The sequence below is a fragment of the Gilliamella sp. CG25 genome, assembly GCF_046635705.1.
Lineage (GTDB): Bacteria > Pseudomonadota > Gammaproteobacteria > Enterobacterales > Orbaceae > Gilliamella > Gilliamella apicola_I.
The window spans coordinates 1-16,623 of the sequence record NZ_JBIDFJ010000018.1; the positions used below are offsets into that span (position 1 = coordinate 1).

Annotated in this window: 14 protein-coding genes; 3 read left to right on the forward strand and 11 right to left on the reverse strand. The window is 34.9% G+C overall.

Annotated elements, in window-relative coordinates:
• Positions 1 to 123 precede the first annotated feature (123 nt).
• The 7 genes from ACGH6P_RS10690 to miaB all read right to left on the reverse strand — a co-directional run bounded on the left by ACGH6P_RS10690 (position 124) and on the right by miaB (position 7,970).
• A complete protein-coding gene (locus tag ACGH6P_RS10690; RefSeq protein ID WP_411597452.1) occupies positions 124 to 351 on the reverse strand; it encodes a hypothetical protein in 228 nt (75 codons plus the stop codon).
• Between the two features lie 346 nt (positions 352 to 697).
• The gene (locus tag ACGH6P_RS10695; RefSeq protein WP_267351158.1) at positions 698 to 1,879 is read right to left on the reverse strand and encodes a serine hydrolase; all 1,182 of its coding nucleotides are present in this window, start codon (positions 1,877 to 1,879) and stop codon (positions 698 to 700) included.
• A 14-nt stretch (positions 1,880 to 1,893) separates the two neighbouring features.
• Positions 1,894 to 3,000: a peptidoglycan glycosyltransferase MrdB gene (gene mrdB, locus ACGH6P_RS10700; RefSeq protein WP_267351159.1), complete on the reverse strand. Its 1,107-nt coding sequence runs from the start codon at positions 2,998 to 3,000 to the stop codon at positions 1,894 to 1,896.
• Positions 3,001 to 3,002: 2 nt separating this feature from the next.
• Positions 3,003 to 4,997 (reverse strand): penicillin-binding protein 2, encoded by a 1,995-nt coding sequence (mrdA, locus tag ACGH6P_RS10705; RefSeq protein WP_267351161.1) that lies wholly within the window; start codon positions 4,995 to 4,997, stop codon positions 3,003 to 3,005.
• The gene (locus tag ACGH6P_RS10710; RefSeq protein WP_267351162.1) at positions 4,958 to 5,974 is read right to left on the reverse strand and encodes a PhoH family protein; all 1,017 of its coding nucleotides are present in this window, start codon (positions 5,972 to 5,974) and stop codon (positions 4,958 to 4,960) included. The genes mrdA and ACGH6P_RS10710 overlap by 40 nt, the downstream gene beginning before the upstream one ends.
• A gap of 24 nt (positions 5,975 to 5,998) precedes the next feature.
• Positions 5,999 to 6,478 (reverse strand): zinc-ribbon domain-containing protein, encoded by a 480-nt coding sequence (locus tag ACGH6P_RS10715; RefSeq protein ID WP_065558468.1) that lies wholly within the window; start codon positions 6,476 to 6,478, stop codon positions 5,999 to 6,001.
• Positions 6,479 to 6,542: 64 nt separating this feature from the next.
• A complete protein-coding gene (gene miaB / locus ACGH6P_RS10720; protein ID WP_411597453.1) occupies positions 6,543 to 7,970 on the reverse strand; it encodes a tRNA (N6-isopentenyl adenosine(37)-C2)-methylthiotransferase MiaB in 1,428 nt (475 codons plus the stop codon).
• Positions 7,971 to 9,034: 1,064 nt separating this feature from the next.
• Here miaB and ACGH6P_RS10725 point away from each other — a divergent pair.
• Complete coding sequence (locus ACGH6P_RS10725) at positions 9,035 to 10,270, forward strand: N-acetylmuramoyl-L-alanine amidase (protein ID WP_411597454.1); 1,236 nt, start codon at positions 9,035 to 9,037, stop codon at positions 10,268 to 10,270.
• A 33-nt stretch (positions 10,271 to 10,303) separates the two neighbouring features.
• On the opposite strand, the gene rsmG is transcribed toward ACGH6P_RS10725, so the two are convergent.
• Both rsmG and mnmG read right to left on the reverse strand, forming a co-directional pair.
• The gene (gene rsmG / locus ACGH6P_RS10730; RefSeq protein ID WP_267360531.1) at positions 10,304 to 10,912 is read right to left on the reverse strand and encodes a 16S rRNA (guanine(527)-N(7))-methyltransferase RsmG; all 609 of its coding nucleotides are present in this window, start codon (positions 10,910 to 10,912) and stop codon (positions 10,304 to 10,306) included.
• On the reverse strand, positions 10,890 to 12,782 hold the full coding sequence (mnmG, locus tag ACGH6P_RS10735) for a tRNA uridine-5-carboxymethylaminomethyl(34) synthesis enzyme MnmG (RefSeq protein ID WP_267351168.1): 1,893 nt from the start codon (positions 12,780 to 12,782) through the stop codon (positions 10,890 to 10,892). Before mnmG ends, rsmG begins: the two co-directional genes overlap by 23 nt.
• A 575-nt stretch (positions 12,783 to 13,357) precedes the next feature.
• On the opposite strand from mnmG, the gene hda reads away from it, so the two are divergent.
• Entirely contained in the window at positions 13,358 to 14,041 is a 684-nt protein-coding gene (hda, locus tag ACGH6P_RS10740) for a DnaA inactivator Hda (RefSeq protein ID WP_081299048.1), read from the forward strand.
• Between the two features lies 1 nt (position 14,042).
• On the forward strand, positions 14,043 to 14,822 hold the full coding sequence (locus ACGH6P_RS10745) for a Cof-type HAD-IIB family hydrolase (protein ID WP_411597455.1): 780 nt from the start codon (positions 14,043 to 14,045) through the stop codon (positions 14,820 to 14,822).
• A 6-nt stretch (positions 14,823 to 14,828) separates the two neighbouring features.
• Here the strand turns inward: ACGH6P_RS10745 and ACGH6P_RS10750 are convergent, their stop codons facing one another.
• Together ACGH6P_RS10750 and ACGH6P_RS10755 are read right to left on the reverse strand one after the other, a co-directional pair.
• Positions 14,829 to 15,935 carry an anhydro-N-acetylmuramic acid kinase gene (locus ACGH6P_RS10750; protein WP_267379472.1) on the reverse strand — a complete coding sequence of 369 codons (1,107 nt, stop codon included), beginning with the start codon at positions 15,933 to 15,935 and terminating at the stop codon, positions 14,829 to 14,831.
• A gap of 4 nt (positions 15,936 to 15,939) precedes the next feature.
• Positions 15,940 to 16,503 (reverse strand): Sua5/YciO/YrdC/YwlC family protein, encoded by a 564-nt coding sequence (locus ACGH6P_RS10755; RefSeq protein WP_411597456.1) that lies wholly within the window; start codon positions 16,501 to 16,503, stop codon positions 15,940 to 15,942.
• Positions 16,504 to 16,623: the final 120 nt, after the last annotated feature.

The window sequence follows — 16,623 nt, forward strand, 5'->3', positions numbered from 1 at the left end:
AACCGGCGAAATCAGATTATCAACCGTTAAGGTGTAGCGGTTGTGGCTGACCTCGCCCGTTAATTCATTCAGTAAACCTTCACCGACTTGATTGATAAGGGTGGTTATTTTGTTCGCCATGGGTTACTCCTTTCCTGATGTATCAAACTGATTAATCAGCTTTCCAACGTTATTTAGGTAATAATGATTTTGGTTGCTTAAGTTGGAATAATTGGGGGCATCGATAATCAGAAAAGAATCAAGAAATTGATGTGATAATGATTGTAAGTTGAGATACAAATCATCATGAAAATGACAGAAATTACCGTAAATAGGTAATCGGTTATCTGATAGCACTAAACAACGAACCACAACTACTCCTTAATATCCATACTATCCCTAATTAACTTTTATTTATGTTATCGATTTTGATAATCTTAATCATTTTACAATGATAAGATCATTCGTTAAGCTAAGCAAGCTTTTGTTAAATAAATTGAAAATATTTTGTTAATAAGGTTAATTTTTTATTGCTATTGATAATGGATACAGTGATGTTAAACGCATTTAAATAAAGTGAATTGACGGCTTTTAATTTTTTAAATATTGAGGAGGAAGGTGAAACTAGAACGGGAGATATTTTTTCATCAAATCATTAATGAAGGGCTATAAATAGAGCGTTTTGCAAGCAAAGCTTGCAAAACTAAAAAAAAATCTATTAATTAAAAATTTTTACAAACTGTAATTCTATCCAATCCCATACAGATCCAAAGAACCCAGTTTCTGCAACATTTTGCAGTGCCACTAATGGTTGTTCATTAATCACTTTGCCATCTAATAAAAATTGTATTTTACCTACTGTTCTTCCTTTCATTATCGGTGCATAAATATAGTTATCAATGACATATTTTATTTGTAGATCAGCTGAACGACCTTTTGGTACAGTAACATAAGCACCGTCTATTGAACCTAGTTGGATTTTATTTTCATCTCCATACCAAATGGATTCAGTAAATAAAGGCATATTCGCTTTTATAGGGTTAGCCGTTTCGAAGAATCGAAAGCCCCAAACTAATAATTTTTTGCTTTCTTCTTCCCGACCTTTATAGGTTCTTCCGCCTAATACTGCCGATATTAAACGTGTATTACCCTCGACAGCAGAGGCAACTAAGTTGTAACCGGCTGCTTGGGTATGACCTGTTTTGATTCCGTCTACATTTAATGTAGTATCCCATAGTAAGCCATTACGATTTAATTGCGGTTTAGAGAGATTATAAGTAAATTCTTTTTCTTTATAAATCGCATATTCATCAGGTAAATCACGAATCAATGCGCGACCTAATAACACCATATCTTTGGCTGTGGTATATTGTCCTGGCGCATCAAGTCCATGTACGGTTTCAAAATGGGTATGTTCCAAACCTATTTTTTTGGCATAGTCATTCATTAAATTAACAAAAGCACCTTGGCTACCTGCGATATGTTCAGCCATTGCAATACAAGCGTCGTTACCTGATTGAATGATGATACCTTTGTTAAGATCCGAAACAGAAACGGTTTTACCCACTTCCAAAAACATTAATGATGATCCTTTTAATACAGGGTTACCCGTTGCCCATGCATCTTTACTGACTACAACCATATCATCATTTTTAATTCGACCTGAGTGTAAAGCTTGACCAACTACATAGCTGGTCATCATTTTGGTAAGACTGGCTGGATCACGTTGTTGTTCAGCGTTATATTCCGCTAAAATTTCGCCTGATTTGGCATCCATTAAAATATAAGATTCAGCATTTAATTGGGGAATAGCTGGAATAGGAAAAGGCATATCAGCAGATGCTGATGTGCAAATTGACAGCATCAAGATAGCAAAAGATAATTTAAATTTCTTTTTCATTTATTTGAATTCCGTTAAATATTTTTAGATAACATATATCGATGTGTGTGAATAGACATCATAATGCCAAAACATGCCATTAAAACGACTAATGATGAGCCACCGTAACTTATTAAAGGTAATGGTACACCAACTACCGGTAAGATTCCACTGACCATACCGATATTAATGAACACGTAGACAAAGAAGACTAAAATCAGACCACCAGATAATATCCGACCAAATGTCGTTTGTGCTTGTGATGCAATAATTAACCCACGAACAATTAAACATAAAAAAAGAATTAACAGAACGATAGTACCAATAAAACCAAATTCTTCTGCAATTACAGAAAAAATAAAGTCAGTATGTCTTTCTGGTAGGAATTCTAATTGTGATTGCGTGCCTTCAAGCCATCCTTTACCCCATATCCCTCCAGAACCAATGGCAGTTTTAGATTGAATAATATGATAACCCGTACCATTTGGATCTCGCTCAGGATTAAAAAGTGTTAACACCCGTTCACGTTGATAATCATGCATTAAAAAGAACCACATGATAGGTAAAAAAGCAGCAATTAAGATGACAGCAACAATGATAAATCGCCAATCAATACCAGCCAAAAAGATAATAAATATTCCTGACATGACAATTAATATAGCTGTACCTAAATCCGGTTGCATTGCAACAAGTAAAGTTGGCACACCAATAATAGCCAAGGTTTGTAATGTGGTTTTTAAAGGTGGAGGACAGCCATCACGATGAATAAATTTAGCAACCATTAATGGCACGGCTATTTTTGCAATTTCTGATGGTTGAAATCGCAATACACCTAAGTCTAACCATCTTTGTGCGCCTTTACTGGTGTAACCAAAAATATCAACAAACAGTAAAATGATAATACAAAAAATATAAAGATAGGGAGCCCATTTTTCATAGGTTCGAGGTGAAAATTGAGCTAAAAATATCATGATAAAAAAACCAAGGAGTATTTGTATCACTCGCTTTTGTATCATATCGATATTTTGCCCACTCGCACTCCAAAGAATATATAAGCTATAACAGAGTAGTAGCGTTATAAATAGAAAAAAAAGGGGATCAATATGTATCTTTTGCCAAAAAGATTTTTTGATGTTATTCATAATTAATTTTCATATCCTGTATCTTGAGCTGCGTCATCGAGATCAGTGGAGTGATTGCCTAATAGATAAAAATCAAGAATTTTGCGTGCAACCGCACCACCATTTGAGCTTCCGCCCCCTCCATTTTCAAGTACAATAGCCAATGCTATTTTGGGTTTATCGTAAGGCGCATAAGCAATAAATAATGCATGATCACGTAAATGCTCGGGAATATTGTTCGCATTATAAGTTTCGTTTTCTCTTAAACCATACACTTGTGCTGTTCCTGATTTTCCTGCTGCTTGATATTGAGCGCCAGCATACACTTTACGTGCTGTTCCTCGTGAACCAAACATCACTCTATACATCCCTTCTTTCGCTAAATCCCAATAATTTGTTTTAACTTCTGTTAAATTATTTGGCTGTTCAAATTGAACGGGATCAATGTGAAACTGATCTTCATTGGAATTTAAAATATCACTCTTTTTATACAGTAAAAAATGGGGGGTATAAGTTTTTCCATTATTAATTAAGATAGTTAATGCTTTTGCCATTTGCATTGGTGTTGCAGTCCAGTATCCTTGACCAATGCCAACAGGGATAGTGTCTCCTTGTAACCAGGATTTTTTATGACGTTTACTTTTCCATTCTCGACTTGGCATAACAGCGCGTGTCTCTTCACTTGGTGACATATCAATTCCAGTGCGTTGACCATAGCCAAATTTAGTCATCCATAAACTTAAACGATCAATCCCCATATCATAAGCAACTTGATAAAAATAGGTATCTACTGATTCTTCTATCGCTTTTAGTACATCAACCCGACCATGTCCCCATTTTAGCCAGTCTCGGTAACGTCTTTCAGTTCCCGGTAATTGCCACCATCCAGGATCGTTAACCACGCTTTTGGGCGTTACAACCCCTTCACTTAATGCAGCTACAGAAATAAAGGGTTTTACGGTTGAAGCAGGTGGATAAGCCCCCAACAAAGCCCGATTAAATAATGGTTTGTTCGGATCATTGAGTAATTCATTATATTTTGCACTTGATATCCCTCCAACAAAATCATTTGAATCATAACTAGGGCTTGAGACCATCGCTAGGACTTCCCCGTTATTGGGATCAATCGCCACCACAGCAGCTTTGCGCCCAGCAAGAAGTTTTTCGATGTAAAGTTGTAATTTGAGATTTATTGATAAATAGATATCTTCGCCTGCTTGCGGTGGATGCTGTTCAAGCAGTCGGACGATACGTCCGCGACTATTAACTTCAACTTTTTCATAACCAGCTGTGCCATGTAATATGTTTTCATAATAGCGTTCAATGCCCATTTTTCCGATATTGAGCGTCGCAACATAATTACTGGTTTTATTTTCTTCTTCTAACCGCTTTTTATCTTGGCTATTTATTTTTGAGATATACCCCAGAATGTGAGTTAGTGATGCACCATAAGGGTAATAGCGGTGTTGTATTTTAACAATTGAGGCAAAAGGAAATCTGTGTTGATCGACAACAAATCGTGCAATTTGTTCTTTACTAAGGTTATCTTTTAGCGGAACGGGTCTGTGAGCTCGATAATTTCGTCTTTCTTTTTGGAAATTTTCAATATCTTCATCTGTCAAATCAACCACTTTTTTTAATTGTTCAAATTGTTCATTCAGATTTTTGGTTTTATCAGGAATAATGTTTAGTTGATAGGTGATATTATTACTGGCTAATGGCGTTCCATTACGGTCATAAATCATGCCGCGACTAGGAGGAATAGGTATAATTTCGATACGATTATTATTTGATTTAGTACTGTAATAACTAAAATTAGCAATTTGAAGATCCGCTAAATTCACTAATAAAATAATAATCAAAAAGATAATTACCACAAAAGCAAACAAAGCTCTACGCAGGAATAAGTTTGTTTCTGCTGAATGATCCCGAATATTAGTTCGCTTTTTTTTTGTTGTAATAGGGATAATAATACTCCTTAAATACTGCTTTTTAATTGATGCTCTTGTTGTTCCCATTGTTCATAAGCGTTGACAATTCTGGCAACTACCGGATGACGAACAACATCTTCACTATTAAAAAAGTTAAAACTAATTTCATCAACTTGGCTTAAAACTTCAATTGCATGACGTAAACCGGATTTTTGGTGACGCGGTAAATCAATTTGAGTGATATCCCCTGTTATAACAGCTTTTGAGTTAAAGCCAATGCGTGTTAGAAACATCTTCATTTGTTCTATTGTGGTGTTTTGGCTTTCATCGAGAATAATAAATGCATCATTTAGAGTACGACCACGCATATACGCTAGTGGCGCAACTTCAATCACGCTTTTTTCAATCAGTTTTTCGACTTTTTCAAAACCCAGCATTTCAAATAGCGCATCATAAAGTGGGCGTAAATACGGGTCGACTTTCTGGCTTAAATCACCTGGTAAGAATCCAAGTTTTTCACCCGCTTCAACAGCGGGTCGAGTCAGTACTATCCGACGAATCTGTTGCTTTTCTAATGCATCAACAGCAGCTGCCACCGCTAAATAGGTTTTACCCGTTCCCGCAGGCCCAATACCAAACGAGATATCATAATCTAAAACATGCGCAATATATTGAGCCTGATTGGGCGTTCTTGGTTTGATTACCCCACGTTTTGTTTTAATCATCACCATTTTACTTCCATGCTGATCAGTATAAGCAGGAAGATGTTCTTTCATTTTTTCAAGCGCACCGGATTCTTTTATCGCTAAATGAATGTGTTCGGGTTCAATATCAATAATGTTGTTTTTGGTTTTAGTTTGTTGATAAAGTGACTTTAAAATCTGATCGGCTGCGTTAACACAAATCTGATCACCGGTAATCAAAAATAGATTACCTCGATGATTAATTTCAATACCAAGTCGACGTTCAAGTTGTTTTACGTTGTCATCATGAGGGCCACAAAGACTATTTAATCTTTGATTATCATCTGGTTCAAGCACGGTTTGATGTGTAATAATTTTCAATGATAAGCCCTCTAATCATTCATGTTAATTGCTAAGATATCCTTCACATAAAGGACATTTTTCAACACCTTTTAAAAATTCCTTTTTACAATGATGACAAGTAACAATATTTCCCGATACTATCTGATCAACCAGTTTTGTAGCCTGTTGTTCATCTAATCCTTGCGTTTTTAGTTTATTGATCATCATTGAGATTGGTGTACCACTTTTTAATTCTTGCTCAACATCCTGACCAATTTCTTCTTCTAATGTAGGCGGTACATATTTTAAAACATTTTCATTATATTCTGAATGACAATGATTACATCTAATGTATCTTCCTAATGTTTGAAAACTGAATATTGGTATAAAAAACAATGTAAAATATCTTGCCACTTTAACTTGCGTATATTGTTGTTGTTTTTCATCAGTTTTGATGTTTTGCTGTGTACAACAACTAGGGCAATTAAATTGCCCTGTTTTTTCGTTTACTTCACGACCTCTCGAGCCGAATATAATAAGCATTTTTTTCTTTCCTTTCCATTATGATAAAATATTATTTTTTTAATAATTCAATATGTTATTTTTATTATGGTTGGTAGATACCGACACCTAAATCGTTTTCTTTACGGGTTCTTGAGATTACAGACATAGGAGATTCACTCACACGCAGATCCATTTCATTCTCGGTACGCACAACTTTACCTCTTAATGAATTTGGATAAACATCGGTAATTTCAACATCAACAAATTTACCAATCATATTAGGATGACCTTCAAAGTTAACAATACGGTTATTTTCAGTTCTGCCCGTTAGTTCCATCAGATCTTTCTTAGATGGTCCTTCGACTAAAATGCGTTGCACGGTATTTAACATACGACGGCTAAATTGCATTGCTTGTTGATTGATACGTTCTTGTAGGATATAAAGACGTTGTTTTTTCTCGTCTTCAGAAACGTTATCTTCCATTTCTGCCGCTGGTGTACCAGGGCGTGCAGAATAGACAAAGCTATAGCTTAAGTCAAAATTGACATCAGCAATTAATTTCATGGTTTGTTCAAAATCTTCTTGTGTTTCACCCGGGAATCCAACAATAAAATCAGAACTAATTTGAATGTCTGGACGGACTTTGCGTAGTTTTCGGATAATTGATTTGTATTCAAGTGCCGTATGCGTACGTTTCATTAAATTTAAAACACGATCCGATCCACTTTGCACGGGTAGATGTAAAAAGTTAACTAATTCAGGCGTATCACGATAAACATCGATAATATCATCAGTAAACTCAATTGGATGACTGGTTGTAAAACGAATACGGTCAATACCATCAATGGCAGCGACTAACCGAAGTAGTTCTGCAAATGAACAAATATCGCCATCGAAGGTTGGTCCTCGATAAGCATTGACATTTTGACCAAGCAGATTAACTTCACGCACACCTTGTTCTGCCAGTTGAGCTATTTCATAAATTACATCGTCACAAGGTCGGCTCACTTCTTCACCACGGGTATAAGGTACCACACAATAGGTACAATATTTATTACATCCTTCCATAATCGAGACAAACGCTGTCGGACCTTCACTGCGAGGTTCAGGTAAGCGATCAAACTTTTCAATTTCAGGAAAACTTACATCGACAACATGATTTCCTTTTCCACTTCGAATTTGCTCTATCATTTCCGGTAAACGGTGAAAAGTCTGCGGACCGAAAATAATATCGACAAAAGGTGCACGTTTACGAATATGCGCACCTTCTTGAGAAGCCACACATCCACCAACCCCAATGATAATTTCGGGATTATGTTGTTTTAAATTTTTCCAACGTCCTAATTGATGAAAAACTTTTTCTTGCGCTTTTTCTCGAATCGAGCAAGTATTTAATAATAAAATATCTGCTTCTTCTGCGTTGTCTGTTAATGTTAAACCGTGGGTGGATTCAAGGAGATCTGCCATTTTGGTTGAATCATATTCATTCATTTGGCAGCCCCAAGTTTTGATATGTAATTTTTTGCTCATCAATAACTCAGCTATATTTAATTGTTAAAATGAAAACGGGTTTAAATCCGCGATTTTAGCGTGCCATATTGTAATCCTTTGTGAATGTAGGGTCTATAATAAAATAATAATTGTTATCTAAAAAAAATAATTTCAATTTAACCTTTTTAATTTATGCTTAAAACAGTTAACATAAAATTACTAATTAATTGTTATATTTTTCATTTTTTTGGATTATAGTTACCACTACTGATTTGTATCATTTGGTTCTACCATAGGATTTTTCAGTATTAACATAGTTGTCAGCAGGAACTACACAAAGTTATGCTACCAACTTGAATGACTAACCATTTGTTAGAATTTCTCGTCAGAACTTATTTTAAATATTTCAAAATGATTTGAATAATTCAGAAATATTTAAACAAAATAAATCCATCTAGTGTAGTCGTTTTTAAGACTATTGCTATTTAGATTTTAAATGACATAATGAGGGCGAGTGACTTAGGTTACTCGTCTTTTTGTAACGATAATCTTTATATTTATTTCAGATGCTCTTAATAACTCTATCAATCAATTAAATATTTTTAATTTTTAGTCACTAAATTACCTTTCATATTTTTATTCTAAATGATATACTACTTAGCAGTTACTAAATGCTTTCTTTATTAAATTAAAGATTGACTTTAGTTAACAATCGGTGCTTATTGTTGGAGGACTACAACTAACAATACTTTAGCACTGAATTGACTGGCCATTAAGCTAGATTTTCTCGTTAATGTTTGTTGGGATAAATTTAACGAGAAGTAACTCGTTATTTATCAGTAGTCCTCCTTTTTAAAGGAATCGATATAACTGCTAAATACAGTTTATAACATACTCTTTTGGTAGTTTTCAAAGTTCTTCCAATTGAGTGAGAGAGTAACTTCTGTTACTCTCTTTTTTTTAATTTTATGAATATGTTTTCGAATTAAAGCAAAAGCTTTTTTTGCAACGATGCGAAACAGTTATAATTCTTGGTAACTTTTACCATTCACAATAATTTATGTTATTATCCGCCTTAATTTAATTATTGAAAGTGCCTAGATATGTCAAAAACGTTCAGTCCAACAAAACGCCTTTTAGTTAAAGGTATTCTTGCGACTTGTTTATTGTCTGTCACTCGTGTTGCTCTTGCTTCAGCAATGGCACAAATGGTCGCTGTTCGTATTTGGCCTTCCTCTACTTACACACGAATTACGTTAGAATCTAATAGTAAGCTTAAATACAAAAGTGCTGCATTATTTAACCCAGATCGATTAGTGATCGATATTGATAATATCAATTCAAATCCTGTTTTAAAAAGTATTTCATCGAAAGTATTAAGTCACGATCCTTACATCAAATCAATTCAAGTTACCCAGCTGGATGCTAAAACGGTTAGAATCATGATCGAAGCTAAGCAAGGAATAGACCCCAATACTTTTACGTTACCCCCTGTAGCCGAATTTAAAAACCGTTTAGTCATCGATCTTTATCCTTCAAAACAATCTTCAATAACAGATGATGATCCTTTATTAGCACTGTTAGAAGAATATACAAAAGGTGATCTAAACCAACAGCAAGCTGAGATCAAACCACCCATTAATAAAAAGAAAAATAGCCCGATTATTGTGATGCTCGATCCCGGTCATGGCGGTGAAGATCCGGGTGCGATTGGCTATAACAAAACCAGAGAAAAGGATATTGTTTTACAAATTGCACGCAGAACTTTTAATTTATTGAAAAAAGAGCCGAATGTTAAAGTTTATATGACCCGTAATGAAGATGTGTTTATCCCATTGAAAGTACGAGTAGCTAAAGCACGATCTTTACATGCCGATCTTTTTATTTCTATCCATGCAGATGCATTTACCAGTCGATCAGTTAGAGGATCTTCTGTATTTTCATTATCCACCCGAGGGGCGACAAGTTCGGCAGCAAATTATTTGGCTCAAACACAAAATAATGCCGATCAAATAGGTGGCGTGAGTCGCAGTGGTGATAAATATTTAGATAATACTATTTTAGATTTAGTCCAAAAAACAACTATTAGCAACGGTGTATTATTAGGTAATGCTATATTAAATCGACTAAAAGGCGTCAATAGTTTACATAAACCTTCACTTGAAAAAGCAGGTTTTGCTGTTTTAAAAGCCCCTGATATTCCTTCTGTTTTGGTGGAAACCGCTTTTATTAGTAATATTAACGAAGAAAAAAAATTAAAAACCGCTTCTTTCCAGAATCAAGTATCAAAAGCGATTGTTAGTGGTATCAAAGATTACCTGAAAAAGCGTAAAAATTAATATTTCTTTCTCAGGTAAGAATTAAAATTATCGTCAATTAACTTTAGTAATAATCGTTAAACATCTATCCGCATTTAATTGTGGAATAGTCAGTTTAATATTCTGTTTAAGTTCAAACCCATCAGGGATAGGATCTTGTTCACTACCTTTTAAAGCATAAAACGATCCCTGTTGATTTGGTAGATGCTGACACCAAGTGAGCATATCTTGTAATGAAGCAAACGCTCGGCTAATGACCCCATCAAACTGTTGTTCGGTATAGTCTTCTATGCGGCTTTGCACCGGATTAATATTATTCAGTTTTAATTCAAATTTTACCTGTTTTAAAAAACGAATACGTTTTCCTAAACTGTCAACTAAATCAAATTGTTTATCCGGATTGATGATCGCTAATGGTATACCAGGTAACCCAGGTCCTGTTCCGACATCAATAAAATGTTCGCCCACTAAATAGGGCGATACCACTAAACTATCCATAATGTGTTTTACTAACATTTCGTTGGGATCACGCACAGCAGTTAAATTATAGGCTTTATTCCACTTATTCAGCATTTCAACATACTCAATAAGCAGATCAATTTGCTGATCTGTGATCAAAAGATCTGTTTGATCAATAAGATTAGTGAGTTTCTTTTTTAACATAATTCTTCTTTTTTAAATAAACTAATAACATTGATATTGCCGCTGGTGTTATGCCTGAAATACGTGAAGCTTGCCCGATCGATACTGGTTTATGCTGTTTCAATTTAGCGACAACTTCGTTTGATAATCCAGAAATTTCAGCATAATCAATATGCTCAGGAATTAATGTTTCTTCGTTACGTTTTTGGCGCTCGATTTCTTCAATTTGAAGTTTAATATATCCATCATATTTAACTTGAATTTCAACTTGTTCTGCAGCACTAGGATCAGTTAATCCAGGCGCAAATAGTGATAATGATTTCAATGTGTTATAGCTCATTTCAGGGCGTTTAAGTAACTCTTCACCATTTGCTTCTTTGGTTAAATTAGCACTTAAAACGGCATTCACTTCATCAATAGTTTCAATATGTGGATGCACCCATATATCGCGTAAACGTGCTCTTTCTTGTTCTATCGCTTCAAATTTTTCATTAAATTTTTGCCAACGATAATCATCAACCATGCCTAGCTTACGACCAATTTCAGTTAAACGAATATCAGCGTTATCTTCACGTAACATCAAACGATATTCAGCACGAGAAGTAAACATTCGATAAGGTTCGTTGGTGCCTAACGTACAAAGATCATCAACCAGTACACCTAAATAAGCTTGATCACGCGTTGGATACCATTGATCTTGATCATAAACGAACCGTGCGGCATTTAAACCTGCTAACATGCCTTGAGCAGCTGCCTCTTCATACCCTGTTGTCCCATTAATTTGTCCAGCTAAAAATAGCCCTTTGATCACTTTACTTTCAAGTGTAGGTTTGAGATCACGAGGATCAAAATAATCATATTCGATCGCATACCCGGGTCTGATGATATTAGCATTTTCAAGACCTTTCATACTACGTACAAAAGCAAGTTGCGTATCAAATGGTAAACTGGTTGAGATCCCATTTGGGTATATTTCGTTACTATCTAATCCTTCTGGCTCTAAATAGATCTGATGAGAATTGCGATCTGAAAAACGCATAATTTTGTCTTCAATTGAAGGACAATATCTTGGACCTACGCCTTCAATCACCCCTGTGTACATTGGGCTTCGATCTAAGCTGTTACGAATGATCTCATGTGTCGTTTCGTTTGTGCTTGTTATATAACATGGGATCTGTTTTGGGTGCTGATTAGCATTACCTAAAAACGAAAATACCGGAACAGGATCATCTCCATATTGTGTACCTAATTTAGAAAAATCAATTGTTCGGGCATCAATACGCGGTGGCGTACCTGTTTTTAATCTTCCCATTCTAAATGGGTATTGATGTAATGATTTAGATAGTCCAATTGAGGCAGGATCCCCTGTTCTTCCTCCACTGTAATTATCTAAACCAATATGGATTTTTCCATTTAGAAAAGTGCCAGCCGTTAAGACGACGGCTTTAGCTTTAAAAGAGACGCCCATTTGCGTTTTAACTCCGGTGATCTGATCGTTTTCAATGATCACATCTTCTACGGATTGTTGAAAGAGCATTAAGTTTTCTTGGTTTTCAAGTGTTGTTCTGATCACTTTTCGGTAAAGCGATCGATCCGCTTGTGCACGTGTTGCTCTGACCGCTGGACCTTTACTGCTATTAAGGATCCTAAATTGGATCCCTGCAAGATCAATCGCATGAGCCATTAATCCGCCCATGGCATCGATTTCTTTTACCAAGTGACCTTTACCAATACCACCTATAGCAGGATTACAGGACATTTGTCCTAATGTATTGATATTATGGGTTAAAAGTAGTGTTTTGCGGCCCATTCTTGCTGATGCCATGGCAGCTTCTGTGCCAGCATGACCGCCGCCGACAATAATGACATCAAAAAGATCTGGATAAAACATATAAAGCCTCGTTGTTATTTTCTATGAAGATGATTGTTAGTTCAGACATGTTGTTTTGATCTAAATTAGCGTTAGCGATTTTACTCATCTTTTTGAATACGTCAAATGATCTAATTTGATCGCCATTTAAATTAAATAAGATCTTTTATGTGATCTTTTTATTTTTATTACTACTAGAGTGGATCCTTTCTGTTGATAACTGGATATAGTAATTATTTTATAGGATCTTATTGATCCTGTAACACTGTTAATTGATCGGATCTTTGTTGATCTAAACTTGTTGATAATTAGCTTAGTTATCCACAATTGGTTTTGTCATTTAGGTTATTAATAGCCTTATCACAGCTTATTACTTTCTTTTAGCACAGAGTTATCCACAAAAATATATTTTGATTGCTTATTTTTTGGTCTTTTTGTTGGCTGTTTTTTAATAGTTTACTGATAAAATATATCGAGGGTTTTTTGAATAACGATTTTTTATTTTTTTAAATTGTTCCTTTTTTATAAAATTCTTTTATTTTTACAAAAGCAAATTTATACTTAACTAGATTAATTTTTTAGTGTGAGGTTACTTTATTACTCTTTCACAATTACCGTTGCCTTTTTCATTACCAAATAGTGAAACTTTCGACAGTTTTTATATAGGTGATAATCAATTATTACTTGATTCATTGCAAACTTTATTGGTTAAGCAAGGTTTCAATGTATTTTATATGTGGTCGGCAAGTGCTGCTGGTCGTACTCATCTATTGCATGCCTCAAGTCAAAATAAACTGGCTAGTTATATTCCTTTAAAACAGTATTTCCACCTTGTTCCCGAAATTTTACAAGGGTTGGATAATTATGATTTAGTTTGTTTAGATGATATTGATGCTATTGCAGGCAATCGGGATTGGGAAGAAGCTATTTTTGATTTATTTAACCGTCTGACTGAAAAAAATATTAGTAAATTATTGATTACTGCCAGTGCACCCCCTAAACAGGTTTCTTTTATATTGCCTGATTTGGTATCACGACTTAGTTGGGGGCAAGTTTATCAATTAAAAGAATTAAGTGATGATGATAAGCTTAAGGCGTTACAACTACGAGCCCAATTAAGCGGTTTTGAATTATCGACTGAAGTTGGATTATTTTTATTAAAGCGTGTCCATCGTGATATGCGTACCCTGTTTTCTTTGTTAGAAAAGTTTGAAGTAGCAACATTAGCGGAACAACGTAAGTTAACGATTCCTTTTATTAAAAATATTTTGGATTTGTAATATGAGTAATAAGCCTGAAGCTATCGTTTTTTTTGATTTAGATGGGACTTTATTTAATAGTCAAATAGAGGTTTTAGCAAGTTCAGTTGAGGCAATAAGAAAGCTAAAGCAAAATAATATTATTCCAATGCTTGCTACAGGTCGTACACCTTGTGAAGTGACCGATTTAATGAAAAAATTGTCGATTGATTCTATTATCGGTATGAATGGGCAAATTGTTCTATATAAAGGCGAGAAAGTTTTTACGAATAATATCGATAAAGATTTAATCGCCAGAATGTATCAGTTTTCAAAACAGCAAATGAATATTCCTTTAGCTTTTTATAATGATGAAATAATGCGTATTTCTGAGTGTACTCAAGCCGCAAAAACGTTTTATCACTATCTTAAACAACCTATTCCCCCTGTTGATGATCTGCTTTATCTAAACGAACCGATTCAAATGATGTTATTGTTGTGCGAAGAAGGTGAATCTGTTTATCGTGATGCTTTTCCGGAATTAACGTTTATACGTAACACGCCATATTGCGTTGATGTTTTTAATCATGGTGGATCTAAAGGTAACGGTATTAATCAGTTATTGCAAAAAAAAGGATTCACTGATGTGCCAACTTACGCATTTGGTGATGGGATGAATGATTTTGAGATGTTTACAACCGTTAATCACCCGATAGCAATGGCTAATGCTGTGGACAAATTAAAAGATCAAGCTGAATTTGTCACTGATTCCAATGATAATGATGGGATTGCAAAAGCCCTAAAAAAATTTGGTTTGATTTAAATATTGTTACTGATAAATCACCCCTAAAGATACCGCTTGGTTTGCACCAGTCACTTCTGGAATATTCGACGGAATATTATTAAGTCGACAATAGGCAAGCCAAGCGAATGCTATTGCTTCCATATCATCACTGTTTATTCCTTTTTCACTAGTAGTTAACACGTTCCAATTAGGCAATAACGCAGATAGTCTTTGCATGATAAGTGGATTTTTTGCGCCTCCACCACACACTAAAAGTTCACATGGCAATTCTGTATTAATGGATAATTTTATTATTTCTTGCACGATAGATAATGCAGTTAATTCAACCAGTGTTGCTTGAATATCTTCAGATTTTAATGTGATACCTGTCAATTTTTGACGTAACCAAGATAGGTTAAACAGTTCTCGTCCTGTGCTTTTAGGGGCGGGTAATTGAAAATAATCTTCATTTAATAATTTAGTGAGAAGTTTGGTATCCATTTTTCCTGTTTTTGCCCATTTAGCATCGTTATCATAATTTTTACCAAGACAAGCCTTTATCCAACCGTCAAGCAATACATTACCCGGTCCGGTATCGTAACCGATGACGGGCTGATGTGGAATAAGTACCGTGATATTGCTTATTCCACCAATATTTAATATCACACGATTAATTGATGGATTTTCAAGTTGTGATTTATGAAAAGCAGGCACTAAAGGTGCGCCTTGTCCACCATAAGCAATATCTTTTCGTCTAAAATCAGCGATGGTAGTAATGCCTGTTAGGGCGGCAATGATATTGGCATCGCCAATTTGCATCGTAAAAGGGTTTGCACCTAATGGTGAATGGTAAATAGTTTGTCCATGACATCCAATTGCTTTAATTTTATTACGTTCTATTTTATGGTGTGTTAAAAATTGATTCACATGATGGGCATAAACTAAGCCTAACTGATGATCCAGTTCACCTAAATCTTGTAATGAAGTCTGTTTGGTTTCACAAAGGGTCAGTAATTGTTGTTTAATATCATCTGGCAGCGAATAACATTTGCTGGCTATTGATTTAACTTTTCCTGCGGTAATATCAACTAAAGCAATATCTACCCCATCCATGCTGGTACCTGACATAATACCAATATATAAATTGTGCATAATACTAACCTTGTCGTATGATTTGGCCGGTTTTTATATCCCTAATTTCAGAAGGTGAAGCCCTGTGTCCGGTTTCACCTTGTAAAATAGGAAACTGTTCACCAAATTGTAATGCAACTTCGTTTGCGGTAAAACAAGGCGGATAATTTGAAAGATTCGCACTTGTTGAAACTAAAGGTTTACCAAATAGGTTGCATAATGTACATACTAATGGATGATCAGTAACACGTACTGCAATCGAATCAAATTGTCCGGTTAAAAATTGTGGGGTATTTTTATTCTTAGGAAAAATCCAAGTAACCGCACCTGGCCAACTGGTAAGAGCTAACTGTTTTTGTTGATAGGTCAAGGCTGACTCATCGATGTAAGGAATAAGTTGATCATAATGGCTGGCAATGAGAATTAAACCTTTTTCAATGGGACGGCGTTTTAAATCAAGCAGATTCATTACTGCGGTTTGACAATCAGGATCACATCCTAATCCAAAAACGGATTCGGTTGGATAAGCAACAACTTCGCCTTTTTTTAGCAAGTCATCAATTTCTTTTATTGATAATAAATTTACCATTTACAGTTGGATATAGAATTATAGGATATGAAAATCATATTAAACCGAGGTGTATTGAATTGCAAATTGGCTCTGTCTATTGTGAAATATTGTTGATACAGGAAGTAAAAATCAAAGTTA

Excerpts from the sequence above, each read along its gene's own strand:
- ACGH6P_RS10695 (WP_267351158.1), bottom strand. The coding sequence starts at position 1,879 with ATGAAAAAGAAATTTAAATTATCTTTTGCTATCTTGATGCTGTCAATT.
- mrdB (WP_267351159.1), bottom strand. The coding sequence starts at position 3,000 with ATGAATAACATCAAAAAATCTTTTTGGCAAAAGATACATATTGATCCC.
- mrdA (WP_267351161.1), bottom strand. The coding sequence starts at position 4,997 with ATGGGAACAACAAGAGCATCAATTAAAAAGCAGTATTTAAGGAGTATT.
- ACGH6P_RS10715 (WP_065558468.1), bottom strand. The coding sequence starts at position 6,478 with ATGCTTATTATATTCGGCTCGAGAGGTCGTGAAGTAAACGAAAAAACA.
- miaB (WP_411597453.1), bottom strand. The coding sequence starts at position 7,970 with ATGAGCAAAAAATTACATATCAAAACTTGGGGCTGCCAAATGAATGAA.
- ACGH6P_RS10725 (WP_411597454.1), top strand. The coding sequence starts at position 9,035 with ATGTCAAAAACGTTCAGTCCAACAAAACGCCTTTTAGTTAAAGGTATT.
- rsmG (WP_267360531.1), bottom strand. The coding sequence starts at position 10,912 with ATGTTAAAAAAGAAACTCACTAATCTTATTGATCAAACAGATCTTTTG.
- mnmG (WP_267351168.1), bottom strand. The coding sequence starts at position 12,782 with ATGTTTTATCCAGATCTTTTTGATGTCATTATTGTCGGCGGCGGTCAT.
- ACGH6P_RS10745 (WP_411597455.1), top strand. The coding sequence starts at position 14,043 with ATGAGTAATAAGCCTGAAGCTATCGTTTTTTTTGATTTAGATGGGACT.
- ACGH6P_RS10750 (WP_267379472.1), bottom strand. The coding sequence starts at position 15,935 with ATGCACAATTTATATATTGGTATTATGTCAGGTACCAGCATGGATGGG.
- ACGH6P_RS10755 (WP_411597456.1), bottom strand. The coding sequence starts at position 16,503 with ATGGTAAATTTATTATCAATAAAAGAAATTGATGACTTGCTAAAAAAA.